General features: G+C 69.5%; 13 protein-coding genes. 5 read left to right on the plus strand and 8 right to left on the minus strand.

Translation table 11 applies throughout. From position 1 onward, the window contains the following. Window positions 1-188 precede the first annotated feature (188 nt). On the plus strand, window positions 189-1424 hold the full coding sequence (locus ABD793_RS19805; RefSeq protein WP_344862014.1) for an NAD(P)/FAD-dependent oxidoreductase: 1236 nt from the start codon (window positions 189-191) through the stop codon (window positions 1422-1424). A 141-nt stretch (window positions 1425-1565) separates the two neighbouring features. On the opposite strand, the gene gndA is transcribed toward ABD793_RS19805, so the two are convergent. Next, a complete protein-coding gene (gene gndA / locus ABD793_RS19810; protein ID WP_344862016.1) occupies window positions 1566-3005 on the minus strand; it encodes an NADP-dependent phosphogluconate dehydrogenase in 1440 nt (479 codons plus the stop codon). An 87-nt stretch (window positions 3006-3092) separates the two neighbouring features. Continuing rightward, window positions 3093-4010: an MBL fold metallo-hydrolase gene (locus tag ABD793_RS19815; protein WP_344862018.1), complete on the minus strand. Its 918-nt coding sequence runs from the start codon at window positions 4008-4010 to the stop codon at window positions 3093-3095. Between the two features lie 322 nt (window positions 4011-4332). Here ABD793_RS19815 and ABD793_RS19820 point away from each other — a divergent pair, with 322 nt between their 5' ends. Further along, a complete protein-coding gene (locus tag ABD793_RS19820) occupies window positions 4333-5187 on the plus strand; it encodes a helix-turn-helix domain-containing protein (RefSeq protein WP_344862020.1) in 855 nt (284 codons plus the stop codon). Here ABD793_RS19820 and ABD793_RS19825 read toward each other — a convergent pair. Continuing rightward, window positions 5147-6301 (minus strand): glycosyltransferase, encoded by a 1155-nt coding sequence (locus tag ABD793_RS19825; RefSeq protein ID WP_344862022.1) that lies wholly within the window; start codon window positions 6299-6301, stop codon window positions 5147-5149. The genes ABD793_RS19820 and ABD793_RS19825 overlap by 41 nt on opposite strands. Window positions 6302-6430: 129 nt before the next feature. Here ABD793_RS19825 and ABD793_RS19830 point away from each other — a divergent pair, with 129 nt between their 5' ends. After that, window positions 6431-7279, plus strand: coding sequence for an SAM-dependent methyltransferase (locus ABD793_RS19830; RefSeq protein ID WP_344862024.1), 849 nt, complete (start codon window positions 6431-6433; stop codon window positions 7277-7279). Window positions 7280-7479: 200 nt separating this feature from the next. Here ABD793_RS19830 and ABD793_RS19835 read toward each other — a convergent pair whose 3' ends face one another. After that, a complete protein-coding gene (locus ABD793_RS19835) occupies window positions 7480-7725 on the minus strand; it encodes a hypothetical protein (RefSeq protein WP_344862026.1) in 246 nt (81 codons plus the stop codon). 503 nt (window positions 7726-8228) lie between these two features. Here ABD793_RS19835 and ABD793_RS19840 point away from each other — a divergent pair. Beyond that, a complete protein-coding gene (locus ABD793_RS19840) occupies window positions 8229-8489 on the plus strand; it encodes a DUF397 domain-containing protein (protein ID WP_344862029.1) in 261 nt (86 codons plus the stop codon). Window positions 8490-9223: 734 nt separating this feature from the next. Here ABD793_RS19840 and ABD793_RS19845 read toward each other — a convergent pair. Beyond that, the gene (locus ABD793_RS19845) at window positions 9224-10081 is read right to left on the minus strand and encodes an alpha/beta fold hydrolase (protein ID WP_344862031.1); all 858 of its coding nucleotides are present in this window, start codon (window positions 10079-10081) and stop codon (window positions 9224-9226) included. A 54-nt stretch (window positions 10082-10135) separates the two neighbouring features. On the opposite strand from ABD793_RS19845, the gene ABD793_RS19850 reads away from it, so the two are divergent. Next, window positions 10136-10675 (plus strand): CGNR zinc finger domain-containing protein, encoded by a 540-nt coding sequence (locus ABD793_RS19850; RefSeq protein ID WP_344862033.1) that lies wholly within the window; start codon window positions 10136-10138, stop codon window positions 10673-10675. On the opposite strand, the gene ABD793_RS19855 is transcribed toward ABD793_RS19850, so the two are convergent. From ABD793_RS19855 to ABD793_RS19865, 3 genes are read right to left on the minus strand one after another with little or no spacing between them, the layout of a single operon-like run. Continuing rightward, window positions 10651-11502, minus strand: coding sequence for an oxygenase MpaB family protein (locus ABD793_RS19855; protein ID WP_344862035.1), 852 nt, complete (start codon window positions 11500-11502; stop codon window positions 10651-10653). The two genes, ABD793_RS19850 and ABD793_RS19855, sit on opposite strands and share 25 nt — an antisense overlap. Window position 11503: 1 nt before the next feature. Then, a complete protein-coding gene (locus ABD793_RS19860; RefSeq protein WP_344862037.1) occupies window positions 11504-12082 on the minus strand; it encodes a TetR/AcrR family transcriptional regulator in 579 nt (192 codons plus the stop codon). Beyond that, entirely contained in the window at window positions 12049-13425 is a 1377-nt protein-coding gene (locus ABD793_RS19865; protein ID WP_344862039.1) for an amidase, read from the minus strand. The genes ABD793_RS19860 and ABD793_RS19865 overlap by 34 nt, the downstream gene beginning before the upstream one ends. Window positions 13426-13460 lie beyond the last annotated feature (35 nt).

Here is a 13460-nt window from a genome sequence, read left to right on the forward strand (position 1 = left end):
GGACGTGGCGGTGTGCGCCCCGTCACGTCCGGTCCGGTCCACCCGCCGCTCGACGATCATGGGCCGTTGTGCTCAGATGAAGGGGAGATATTGGACTGCATGGCCAGCCCGCGGGAGGCCACCAGCAGGCTGTCGTGTCAGCTGTCCGCTGCCCGGGTGTCGGTCCTGCGCTTGCCGGAGGAGCAGCTATGAGCACCGGATCCCCGTCCGAGACCGTTCTGGTCGTCGGCGCTGGCCAGAGCGGTTTCCAGGCCGCGGCGTCGTTGCGGGACAAGGGGTTCACCGGGCGGGTGGAGCTGATCGGCGACGAGCCGGGCGTGCCGTACCAGCGGCCGCCGCTGTCCAAGGGCTACCTCGACGGCACCGCCGGCGACGAGCAGCTGCGCCTGCGTCCGGAGGATTTCTTCGCGGAAAAGGACATCCGGCTCGTGCCCGGCCGGGTGGCCGAGGTCGACCGCGCCGCCACGCGGGTGCGGCTCGAGGACGGCAGGCGGCTGGACTACGACTACCTGGTGCTCGCGACCGGCGCCCGCAACCGCACGCTCCCGGTGCCCGGCGCGGACCTCGACGGTGTGCTGATGCTGCGTACCCGCGACGACGCCGACCGGCTGCGTGTCTCACTCGAGGCCGCACGCGACGTCGTGGTGATCGGCGGCGGGTTCATCGGGCTGGAATTCGCCGCACACGCCGGTCGTCCGGTCACCGTTGTGGAGGCGCAGGACCGGCTGCTGGCGCGGGTCGCGTCTCCGGAGATTTCGGAGTTCTTCGCCGAACACCACCGTGCCGCCGGGCACACCGTGCTGCTCGGCACCGGCGTGACCGCGTTGCACGGTGCGGGGCGGGTTGAGGCCGTCGAGCTGTCGGACGGCAGGCGGCTGCCCGCGGACCTCGTGGTGGTCGCGGTCGGCGTGCTGCCGGAGACGTCGCTGGCCGAGCAGGCCGGACTGGACGTGGCCAACGGCGTGGTCGTGGACGAGCACCTGTGCACCGGCGATCCGAAGATCTTCGCGATCGGTGACTGCGCGAGCTTCCCGTGTGTGCAGGCCGGCGCGGCGACCCGGCTGGAGTCCGTGCAGAACGCGGTGGACCAGGCCCGTTCGGTGGCCGCGGCGATCGCCGGGGAGCGCGCGCCCTACGACAGCCTGCCCTGGTTCTGGACCGATCAGACCGGCGCGAAGCTGCAGATCGCGGGCATCCTCTCGGCAGCCGACCGGACCGTGGTGACCGGTGACCGGGAGGCAGGCAGGTTCTCCGTGCTGTCGTTCCGGGACGACGTGCTGATCGCCGTGGAGTCGGTGAACCGCCCGCCCGACCACATCGCCGCGCGCCGGCTGTTCACCGCCGAACCGCGGCCGGCGTACGCCGATCTCGAAGCCGATGCGTTCGATCTCAAGGCACACCTCAAATCGCGCACCGCTGCTTGAGTCTTGTCAACCTCGGATTGACGGGGCGGCGAAGCTGCCGGTGGCGGCGCAGATCCGCGAAACCCTCGCCGAGATCCTCGCGGCAAGGGCAGCGGCGATCCGTGGTGGACTCCTCGGCACGGAGGAGTCCACCACGCAGCCTCAGGCGTCGACCTCGGAGCGGTCGTCGGTGGCCCACAGGGTGTGGAACGAGCCTTCCCGGTCGACGCGGCGATAGGTGTGCGCGCCGAAGAAGTCGCGCTGTCCCTGCACCAGCGCGGCGGGCAGGCGATCGGCGCGCAGGCCGTCGTAGTAGGACAGTGCGGTGGCGAAGCCGGGCGTCGGGATGCCGAGCCGGACCGCGGTGGAGATGACCGAACGCCACGAGTCCTGCGCGTCCTCCACGGCCTTGCGGAAACCGCCGGACGTGAGCAGCGTCGGCAGAGTCGGCTCGTCGGCGTAGGCGGAAGTGATGTCGTTGAGGAACTTCGCGCGGATGATGCAGCCACCGCGCCAGATCGCGGCGACACGGCCGAGGTCGATGTCCCAGCCGTATTCGGCGGCGCCGGCCTGGATCTGGTTGAAGCCCTGTGCGTACGCGACCACCTTCGACGCGTACAGCGCTTGCTCCACGTCATCGGCGAAGGTCTCCAACGCGGCACCGCTCAGCGGCGCGCGCGAAGGTCCGCCGAGCCCGCGCGCGGCCTCCCGCAACGGTTTCGAGCCGGACAGCGAACGCGCGAAGACCGCCTCTGCGATACCGCTGATCGGCACGCCGAGGTCCAGTCCGATTTGCACCGTCCAGCGGCCGGTGCCCTTCTGTTCCGCGGCGTCCTCCACGACGTCGACGAACGGTTTGCCGGAAACCGGGTCCACGTGCTTGAGCACCTCGGAGGTGATCTCGATCAGGTAGGAGTCCAGCCGTCCGGTGTTCCAGGTCTTGAACACCTCGGCGATCTCGGCCGGTCCGTAGCCCGCGGCGCCGCGCAGCAGGTCGAACGATTCGGCGATCAGCTGCATGTCGGCGTACTCGATGCCGTTGTGCACCATCTTCACGAAGTGGCCCGCACCGTCCGCGCCGATGTGCGTGCAGCACGGTTCGCCGTCGACCTTCGCCGAGATGTCCTCGAACAGCGGGCCGAGTGACTGGTAGGACGCCTTGGAACCACCTGGCATGATGCTCGGGCCGTGGAGCGCGCCTTCCTCCCCGCCGGACACGCCGGTGCCGACGAAGTGCAGGCCGCGTTCGCGCAGCGCCTTCTCCCGCCGACGGGTGTCCGCGAAGTGCGCGTTGCCCGCGTCGACGATCACATCGCCCTGCTCCAGCAGCGGAGCGAACTCCTCGATGACCGCGTCGGTGGGATCTCCTGCCTTGACCATGATCACGATCTGCCGCGGCCGCTCGAGCGCGTTGACGAACTCCTGCGCGGAGTACGCCGGGATGAACTCACCCTCGTCGCCGAACTCCTCGACGAGCTTGCGGGTCCGCTCCTCGGAGCGGTTGTGCAGGGCGACCGTGTGGCCGTGCCGGGCCAGGTTCCGCGCCAGGTTGCGGCCCATGACCGCGAGGCCGGTGACCCCGATGCTCGCCTTCTTGCTCATCCGAACCCTTTCCGATGTCTCTGCCGAAGTCCGAGCGTAGTCCGATTGGCCCAGCCGTGACTCGCGAGAACTCTCACGGACGGTGGATCAGGAGAAGCAGTGGATCGGACCACCGTGATACGCGAGCATGTCCTGCAACGCGGCGGCGAGGTCGACCGGCCCGCCCCATTCGGCGCCGTCGAGTTCGGCGTAGGCCCGGTGCAGATTGCCGGCGAGCCGTTCCTGCTCGGTCAGCTCGGCGAACCGGCCGAGATCGGTTTCCCTCGCCTGTTCCAGCGGTGACCGGCCGGCCGCTTTGCCGCGTTCCGCGGTCTGCTGGACGAACTCCAGGTACGCGTCCACCAGGTCCACCGCGGCGAGATCACACGACGGCCCGTGCCCTGGCAGGATCAGCGCCGGATCGAGTTCGCGAACCACATCGAGTGCGGCCCGCCAGCCCGCGATCGAGCCCATCAACGCGAACGGGCTGCCCCCGTTGAACACCAGATCGCCCGCGTAGAGCACGCGCTGCTCGGGAAGCCAGGCGAGCACGTCGTTGGTGGTGTGCGCGGCGTGCCCGGGGTGGATCAGGTCGATCCGGGTCTGCCCGGCGTACACGGTGAGCCATTCGTCGAACACCACGTCGGGTACCCGCAGTTCCAGGTGGCCCCAGTCGTTGCCGACGAGCACGCCCTCGTACCGCGGGATGCCCTCGGCCAGCATCGCCGCCCTGGTCTTGCGGTGCCCGACCACGGTGGCGTCGGTGACGAGGTAGTTGCCGTTGGTGTGGTCGGTGTGGTGGTGCGTGTTGACCAGGGTCGTGACCGGGCCGGTCGTCTCCCGGACCGCGGCGAGCAGTGCCAGGGTCCGCCGTTCGGTGGCGCACGTGTCGACGAGGACGGTGTGCCCGCCCGCGTCGACGAAGCCGCAGTTGTTGATGAACCAGGAACCGTCGGGCTGCAGGTAGCCGAAGACGCCGTCGGCAAGCCGTTCGACACGCGCCGCGCCGGGAGAACGATCGATCACCGGGCCACTATGCCGGACCGATCGCGGACCGGCCGGGTCAGCGGTGCGCGGGAAGGCAAGCGTGCCCGGATGTCCTGCGGGCGTCCGGCTGCTGGGAGGCACGCACTGGTCCGAATGGAGCAATTTCGGTGTCCGGTGGACCGGAAATCGGCTGCTCCGGCCGAGTGGTGCAGTGAGTGACTGGCATCCTGGCGCATTTCCTGGAACGCTGCGCGGTGTCATCATCGAACCCCGTTGGGTGAAGTACTAACCTGGGTGGTTCGAACGTTCGTGTTCCGGTGGAAGTTTCACCGGCGATCATGGTCCGGGAGAGCAAGGGGAGATGGCCAGCACCGTCACCTCGCGCCGCAAGCAGCTCGGGAACGAGCTGCGGCACGCCCGTACCGCCGCGAAGCTGACACAGCAGCAGGTCGCCGAGGTTCTCGGCTGCACCCAGGGCAAGGTCAACAAGATCGAGTCCGGTGCGGTGGGGGTCAAGCTCGGAGATGTGCGGACCATGCTGAACGCGTTCGGGATCAACGGTGAAGAAGCCGACACCCTGATGAACCTCGCCCGTGCCGCGGCCGGGCAGCGCGGCCACTGGTCGGGCTACCGATCGGTGGTGCCGCACTGGTTCCGTACCTTCACCGACCTCGAACCGGCGGCTGCGGAGATCATGACCTGGCACGGGGAGCGCATCCCCGGCCCGTTGCAGTCCGAGCACTACATGCTCAAGCAGTTCACCGAGGCAGGCGCCACCGACGTCACGTCGCTGGTGCGCAACCGGCTCGACCGCAAGGCCGTGTTCGACCAGCAGCAGCCGCCGTACTACCGGTTCATCATCAGCGAAGGCGCGCTGCGCCGGGCACCGGGCGGCTTCGCGCCCGCGGTGATGCTGGACCAGGTCGAGCACCTGCTGGCGCTCGACCGGCATCCGCGGGTGTACGTGCACGTGCTGCCGTTCGGCGCGCGGCTCGCGTCGGTGCCCAACGACTTCACGATCATGCGATTCCCCGACCGCACCCGTGATTTCGTCTACATCGAACACTCTGCAGGCGGGCTCTACCTCGACGACGTGAAGGACTTCAACATCTTCGTCGACTCGTGGGACCGGCTGCGCGGTGCGGCACTGGAACGCGGTGAGACGCGGCAGTTCCTCAAGGAACTTGCCGAGAGCTACCGCGCCCAGATGCAGTGACGAGCGCTTCCAGCAGCGGTGCGGTTTCCTCGGCGCCGGGCAGTGCGTTGATCTCCGCGCGCAGCCGTTGCGCGGCTTCGCGGTAGGCCGGATCGGTCAGCAGGTCCACGGCGGCGTGGTGGATTTCCTCACGGGTCGCGGTTTCCGGGTCGAGCGCGAGTGCGGTGCCGAGCGCGACGCTGCGGCGTGCGTTGGCGGGTTGGTCAGCGCCCATCGGGAAAAGCAGCGACGGCAGCCCGTGCGAGAGCGCGCCGAGCACACTGCCGGAGCCGCCGTGCGACACCACGAGATCGGTGCGCGGCAGCAGTTCGTTCTGTGGCATGAACTTTTCCACGCGCACGTTCTCCGGCTGCGGCCCGAACCCGGTCGGATCCAGCTGTGTGCCCACGGTGGCGGTCACGTCGGCAGCCAGCAGGCCGAGTCCGGCGAGCGTGCGTTCGATGAGGTCGCCGGACTCGAGGTTGAAGTTCGTGCCGAGGGTGAAGTACACACCCGGCCGTGCGGCCTGCGGACGGGGCGGAACCGGTTCTCCCGGCCGGAACGCGAAGGCCGTGCACGGCAGCGCCGCGGCCGGGTCGCGGAACGCGGGCGGGAACGGGGAAAGCACCAGGTCCCGGTGGAGCATGGTGAGTTCGGGATCGTCCGGCAGGCCGTGTCCGGTACGTGCTTCGCTCAGCGGTTCGGCGAGAAGTTCTTTGCGCAGCAACGTTCCGGCCGCGAGGACGAGCACCGTTGCGCAGGGCAGACCCAGCTTTTCCGCGGCGATCGCGGCGGCGAAGTCGACCTCGTCCCGGACCACGACGTCGGGACGCCATTCGCGGATCAGCTCCAGCAGCACCGGCGTGCGTTCGGCGGTGGCCCGGCGGGCGAACAGTTCCCGGATCTCCCAGTCGTCCCGCGCGGGGTCGACCGGTGGCATCGGTTGGCGCGCTGTGGTGGTTTCCCGCGGTTTGCCGGTCGCGAACGCGGTGAAGCCCGCCCGCTCGACGGCGGGGACCTCGCTGCCCGATCCGGCGACCGCCACGGTGTGCCCACGGGCGGCCAGCACGCGCGCGACCGGGACCATCGGGTCGAAGTGGCCGCGACCGCCGACGAAGGAGAAAAGGAAGCGCATTCGGAGCAACGTAGTACTCCGCAGTGGTCAGTCGCCGGGATTTTCCGTTTGCTCCGGGGGTCGGCGGCGCGGCGCCCGGTGGCGATGGGCACACTGGTACCCGCACGCGTGGCCGGAAGGGGACAGCTGATGACGCAAGTACCGGATCCGGATGCCCCGGAGGGCGTCGATCTCGAACGGCCGAACGCGGCGCGGATCTACGACTGGTTCCTCGGCGGCACGGCCAACTGGGCCATCGACCGCGAGTTCGGCGAGCAGGCGGTCCAGACCTTTCCGATGATCAAGACCCTCGCGAAGGCCGGTCGCGAATTCCTCGGCCGCGGCGTGCGGTACCTGACCGAACAAGGGATCGACCAGTTCCTCGACATCGGTTCTGGCGTGCCCACGGTCGGCAACGTGCACGAGATCGCCACCTCGGTGAACCCCGACGCACGGTGTGTCTACGTCGACAACGAGCCGGTGGCCGTTGCGCATTCGCAGGTCCTGCTGGAACGCGAGGGCGTCGCGCACCGGCACGCGGTGCTGCAGGGCGACCTGCGCAACCCGAGTGACATCTGGAACCGCGCACTGGAGACCGGCGCGCTGGACCCGAAACGCCCGATCGGCTTGATCATGGTCGGGGTGCTGTATTTCGTCGGCAGGGACGAGCCTGCCACGGAGATCGTGCAGAAGTACTTGTCCCTGCTGCCTTCCGGCTCGTACTTCCTGTCCTCGCACCTGACCAACGACGGCGTGACGACTCCCGACGGCGAACTGCGCGATGAGATCCACGAGCAGTACAAGCGCTCGAGCACCCCGTTCCACTACCGCACGCGCGCGGAGTTCGGCGAGTTCTTCGACGGGCTCGAGCTGGTGGATCCCGGAATCGTGTGGGTATCGGAATGGCACCCGGAAGCAGGGGAATCACGCAGCAGTGCCCGGCTGGCCGACAACCCGTCCTTCAGCGGCGGGATCTGCGGGCTGGGCCGCAAGCCCTGACGCCGAGGGGCTTGGCGTCGCTTGGGATCTCGCGGCGCCGCCCCTGGCCTTGTCGCATGTTGCTGCCCTGGGGCGTTGCCGTGCTGGCCGCCTCGCAGCTGGGGTCTTGCGGCGTCGTTTGGAGTCTCGCGGCGTCACGCTGAGGTCTTGCCCGACGCGCGGCGACCGGGCCGGTGTGAGTTACGTCGGCTGGGGGGCGCTCAGGCGTGGGACGAGCCGAGGCCGTGCAGCAGCGAGACGTGGGCTTCCAGCGGCCGGGCCGCGCTCAGCAGGTCGGGCTGACGCGGTAGCGGGACCTCGAAGTCGTCGTCCAGCGGCGTCGAAGTGAGCAGCGGGGCCTGGATCAGGCTGAAGCCGAACCGGTTACGAAGTTCGTGATTGATCCCACGCCGGCCGCGGGTGTGTTCGTCCTCACGTCGGAACAGCGTGGTAAGCCGGACGGCCATGGGATCACACCCCCAGTTCGGAGAGCGGGCACCGGGGCCGGTCGGCTCCGGTCGGATCGGTGGCACGCGCCCGGCTTGTCCTCGCCGAGCGATACCGCACCCGCCACGGGTTCCTTCCGCGGCGCGGGTGTTCGCGATACCCGGACCCGCGCGGACCTGGGCAAAGCGGTGTTCCGGCCGGATGGTCCGGTCCGCACCGGATGATCCGGTCCGGCGTTCCACGCCTTCCTGCTGCTCTGCCCGAGGCTCACAAGTGATCCGCTCACCCGGACCGGCTGCCCGGGTCGGTACCGGCCGAGGTTGGGCTGAATGCCGTAAGCCATTCACCCACCATCGGCGCCCCGATCGCTGCGATTAATCCTACTCCTGGAATAATCTTCATGTCGAGATCGGGTCGAGTTGATCACCCGCTTGGCCCTGCGGTTTGCTCCGTAGTGACGCAAAGAAGCCGGAGACGTGCGCTCGGCCGCACGCCCTGCTCAAGGCTCGGAGGTGTACGACCCATGGCGGATTATCCGTCCTCCCCGGATTACGACCCGAACACGGCAGAGTCGCTGTTCGAGGACGCAGCCTGGGAGAAGTCGTTCGCGAGCGAGCCCAACGGCGGCAACTGCGTCGAGGTCAACCTGGGTGGCAAGGACCTGGTGGGCGTCCGCGACACGAAGCTGACGGCAAGCCCGGTCCTGATCTTCGACCGAGGCGAATGGGCCGCATTCCTGGCCGCGGTCAAGGCAGGTCAGTTCGATCTGCCCCCGAACCCCTGAGCCAACCGAGGCAAGCGCCCCAGGGGGTGGGAGGTTCACCAGATGTCACCTAGCCGGGCTAAATCCGGCAGCAAAGGTCACGCTGAGTACCTGTAGCTCGCTCCGAGCGGGCAGTCGCGCCGAGAGGCCAGAGACCTCGCGCCCCGGCGGCCCGCCCATCACTTGCGCACCACGGCACCAGGCCTTCGCCCTCAGCACCCAGCACCCAGCACCCAGCCCTGGTACTGGGACCGCCGTCCGGCATCGGTGTTGGGGCCGGCGTCCGGCTCTGGCGTTGGGGTGGATATCCGGTGTCGGTAGTGGGGCCGGCGTCCGGCTCTGGCGTTGGGGTGGATATCCGGTGTCGGTAGTGGGGCCGGCGTCCGGCTCTGGCGTTGGGGTGGATATCCGGTGTCGGTAGTGGGGCCGCCGTCCGGCTCTGGTGTTGGGGTGGGTGTCCGGTGTCGGTACTGGGGCCAGCATCCGGCCTTGGTACTGGGACCGGCGCCCGATATTGCTCCCTCGCCGTCGGGTACCCAGCACTGGAGCGGGGACCGGCTCCCAGCGCCGGTACCTACCGGAGCGGGGACCGGCGTCGGTGCTCAGTGTGCGACGCCGGTACCGGTGCGGGAGGGGGTCGGTTTGCGCGCGCTTTGCGCTCCCCGGACGTCGTTGCGGGCCGGTGCGTCGACGAGTGCGATCGGGCGGTGTGTCCCGGCGCAGGGGGGAAGCCGCAGCGGGGGAGACGGTGCTCCTCAGGTGGCCAGGAACTCCTGCAGGTGCCGGACGACCTGCTCGGGTTGTTCCTCGGGGAGGAAGTGCCCGCAGTCGGACAGGCCGGAGCCGGTGACGTTCTCCGCGTAGTCGCGCCAGATCTCCAGTGTCGGCAGGCTTCCGAGCAGTCCGGCTTCGCCCCACAGCGCGAGCAGGGGCTGGGTGATCCGGCGGCCCGCGGCGTAGTCGGCGTCGTCGAGTTCGGCATCGTCGGGGAAGGCGGCGCGGTAGTCGTCGAAGCCGGCGCGGAGCGCGCCCGGAGCCTCGAACGCGCGCACGTATTCGGCGATGTCCTCGGCGGGCAGACCCTGGCGCTGGAAGGTCCAGCGTTCGAAGAAGTAGCCGAGGTAGGCGGCAATGTTCTGGCCCGCCAGCAGTTCCGGCAGGTCTGGCTGGAGGTGGAACAGCCAGTGCCAGTAAGCTCGCGCGACGCCGCTGTCGAGGCGGTGCCACATCTCCCTGGTCGGCGCGATGTCCAGTACGGCAAGGTGCGTCACCTGTTCCGGCCGGTCGAGGGCCCACCGGTGCGCGACGCGGCCACCGCGGTCGTGCCCGGCCACCGCCACCCGGTCGAAACCGAGCTGCTCGGCCAGCCGTGCCAGGTCGGCGGCCATCGTGCGTTTGTCGTAGCCGCCGCGAGGTTTGTCGGTGCGGCCGTAGCCACGCAGATCGGGCGCGATCACGGTGTGCGTTTCGGTCAGTGGACCGGCGACGCGGTGCCAGCAGTGCGACGTCTGCGGCCAGCCGTGCAAGAGGAAGAGCGGGGGTCCTTCGCCACCGCGGCGATAGTGCATCCGGAGGTTGCCGACTTGGGCGGTCTGTTCTTCTAACCGGCTCATAGGGTTAGAAGGTAGCCGGTGTGCTAACCGGCGGCAATGGTTAGACTCGACGATATGGACTGGGTGTTCGACGGCGGGCGGCCGTGCCTCGATCTCGTCAACACGATGCGGTCGCGGTATCTACCCGGTGGCGGGATCGAGCTGCTGACCAGTGCCGCGGCGTTGTCCGAGTGGTTCGACCTGGCCGGGTTCGGCCGGCTCCCGGTGAACGACGGCGAACTCGCCGCGGCGAAGACGTTGCGGGAAGCGGTGAATCGGTTGCTCACCGGGCCGCCGCAGGTCAAGGACGTGCAGGTGGTCAACGCAGCCGTGGTGGCCGCACCGTTACCGGCTCGGCTGCGGCTGGAGGGCGGTGAACTGCACCGCGAGGTGCCCGCGCCCGGGTATCCGGTGGCTACCGCGTTCGCCGTGCTGGCCGGCGACGCCGTCGAACTCGCGACCGGGACTGCGGACGTCCGCATCTGCCTGGCCGACGACTGTGGCCTGCGGTTCTGTGACGCCTCCCCGCGCCGCACCCGGCAATGGTGTTCGATGGCCCGTTGCGGCAACCGGGCCAAGGCGCGGGCGCACTATCGGCGGGCGAGGAACCGATAGGCACGCGGATGGGCGCGCAGCCACACGTTCAGCCTGCCGACCCAGCGCATGTGCGCGGTGCGCAGTGCCGGCGGGACGGCGAAACCGATCAGCCGGACCGCTCGCCGGAACCGGGCGAAGCATCGTTCGTCCCTGGCCGTCCACTCCAGACCCAGGCGAGCCCGAAGCTCGGTGGGCAATGTTGCCCGGATCAGGAACATCTGCACCCGAGCGTGTCCTTTTTGGATTCTCCGCCACCACGAGTCCGGCAATCCGGACCACGGTTTGCGTACTGTGCGGATGGTTTCGAACAGCGTGCTGATCGTCTCATTGGGACCGAACGACGAGATGGTCTCCCGGTAGTATTGCTCGAATTCCGGCCAGCTCGATGGAAGATCCTGCGCGCGCACGCCGAGAAGGCGCCCGACGTCGCACATCTGCGCGTAGTATTCGTCCAGCTCCGATGTGGACATCGGGCGACCGAAGAACCGTTGTGCGTCAACGGGTGCCATCACGAGCGTGGCGTGCACCCAGGCGTAGGCCCCGGGGTGCAAAGCGCTGTAACGACGACCGCCGGTGAAGCCGGTGAACTTCCGGTGCAGTTTTCGCAGGCGTTCCGCCTCGTACCGCGCACCGTCGGATCCGCCGTAGACGTAGATCGACAGCGACGCGCCGGTGCGCATCAGACGGGTCCACGGATCCTCGGTGTAGTCCGAGTGGTCCCGCACCCCGGCCGCGACGATCGGGTGCGCGACCTGCAGCACCAGGATCTGCCCGGCGAGCAGCAGATCACGGAAGTCGCCGAAGTAACGCCAGGCCGCGGTGCCGCGAACCACCGGTGGTGCCATGTCAGCCCCGTGCCCCGTGCAGCAGCAGCATCAACGGTTCCGCGGCGGGCACGTCCGCCCCGGTGGCGAGCCTGCGCAGCTGCAGCCCGGCGATCAGCGCGACGACCGGACCGGCCAGCCGCGCCGGATCGGGCAGGCCGAGCGCGCCGAGGATGGTGGTGGCCAGTTCGTCGTAGGCGGCGAAACACCGCTCCGACGCCTCCCGTAGCCCCGGATCCCGCGCTGCCTGCAGGTAAAGCTCGTGCGGGGCCAGTTCGTCGGTGCCGAACGGCAGCTGCTCGATCACGCGCTCGACCACCGTCGCGGCCTGCTCCAGGCTGAGCTCCTCGGCCCGGTGCGCGTCGACGATCGCCGCCAGTTTCGCCGTTTCCTCCTCGGCGAAGAGCAACATGGCCTCGCGCAGCAGTTCGGTCTGGCTGGGGAAGTGGTAGGTCAGGGTACCGAGGGAAACGCCGGCGGCAGCCACGATCCGCCGGTTGGTGAGGCCGCCGACGCCCTGCTCGCCGACCACCTCCAGCGTTGCGCGCAGGATCGCGTCGCGGGTGTTCAGCACGCCCGCGCGGGGCGTCGCTCCGGCCACCGTTGTACCTCTTCCAGTTGCGCGGCAACGGAAATCAGCCGCTCCTCGGCGTGCGAAGGACCCAGCAACTGGGCACCGAGCGGCAGCCCGTCCGCGGTCTGCCCTGCCGGTACGTTCAGCCCCGGCCAGCCCAGCACGTTCCACGGCCAAGCGTAGGGGCAGGCGGCGATCATCGTCTGGTCGGTCTGCCAGCCGGTGAGCCCGTCGAACGTGCCCACGGCCGGTGGCGGAGTCGCGGTGGTCGGCGTCAGCAGCACATCGACGTCGCCGAACACCGCGCCGATCCGGCGGCGTAGCAACGGTTCGAGCGCTCGCGCGAGTTTCAGCGCCGGTCCGGCGAGCAGGCTGCCGTGCTGCGCGTTGGCCCGGGTGCGCGGGTCGAGTGCCGCGAATTCGGGAACCTGGCGGGCCCAGTCGCGTACGCCGGTGAGTGAGCGGGGCAGGAAGGTCAGGCCGATCAGGCCGTAGTCCGGTGCCACCGGGACGATGTCGTGACCCAGTCCGGCGAGGGCTTCCGCGGTACTCGTCACGGCCGCCTCGACCACCGGGTCCAGTCGCGTTTTCGTTGCGGTGAAAGGAATCCTCGTGGACAGGCCGATGCGCAGCCTACCGGGTTCGCGCCGGGCGGCGGACCGGAACGCGGTGCCGGTGCCTGCGGTGACGTCGAGCAACGCGGCGGCGTCGGCCACCGTGCGGGCCAGCGGTCCGAGCACGGTGAGGCCGTGGAACAGCTCGGTGCCGGTCGGGATCCGTCCGCGCTGGGGCTTGATGCCGACCAGTCCGGTCCACGCGGCGGGGATGCGCACCGAACCGGCGCCGTCCGAACCGAGCGCGGCAGCCACCACACCGCCTGCCACCGCGGCCGCCGATCCGCCGGACGACCCGCCCGGCGTATGGTCCGGCTGCCACGGATTGCGCGTCACCCCGAACGCTTTCCCTTCGGTGAACGGCCATTGACCCAGCTCGGGGGTGTTGGTCTTGCCGATCAGCACGGCGCCGGCCTGCTTCAGCCGCGCCACCGCGGGTGCGTCCGCGGTCGCCGCCGGGAAGTCGCCTGCGCAGCCGAACGCCGTGGGCAGACCGGAGAGGTCCACGTCGTCCTTGATCGCGATCGGCACGCCGAGCACCGGTGAGCGGTCGCCACGGGCACGGCGCCGGTCGGCGGCTGCCGCCTCGGCGAGTGCTTCGTCGTCGCGCAACCGGCGGAACGCGTTGAGCATCGGCTGGGTCGCGTGCGCCCGCGCGAGCGCGGTCTCGGTGAGCTGAACGGCGGTGACGGTTCCCGCGTCGAGCGCGGCGGCCTGGTCGGCGAGGGTGGCGAAGCCGGTCGTCGCGGAAGTCATCGGCAGTTCCCGTTCTCTCGTTCGTTCGAACGAAC

Origin of the sequence: Amycolatopsis ultiminotia (genome assembly GCF_039536925.1) — a bacterium.
Taxonomy (GTDB): Bacteria; Actinomycetota; Actinomycetes; order Mycobacteriales; family Pseudonocardiaceae; genus Amycolatopsis; species Amycolatopsis ultiminotia.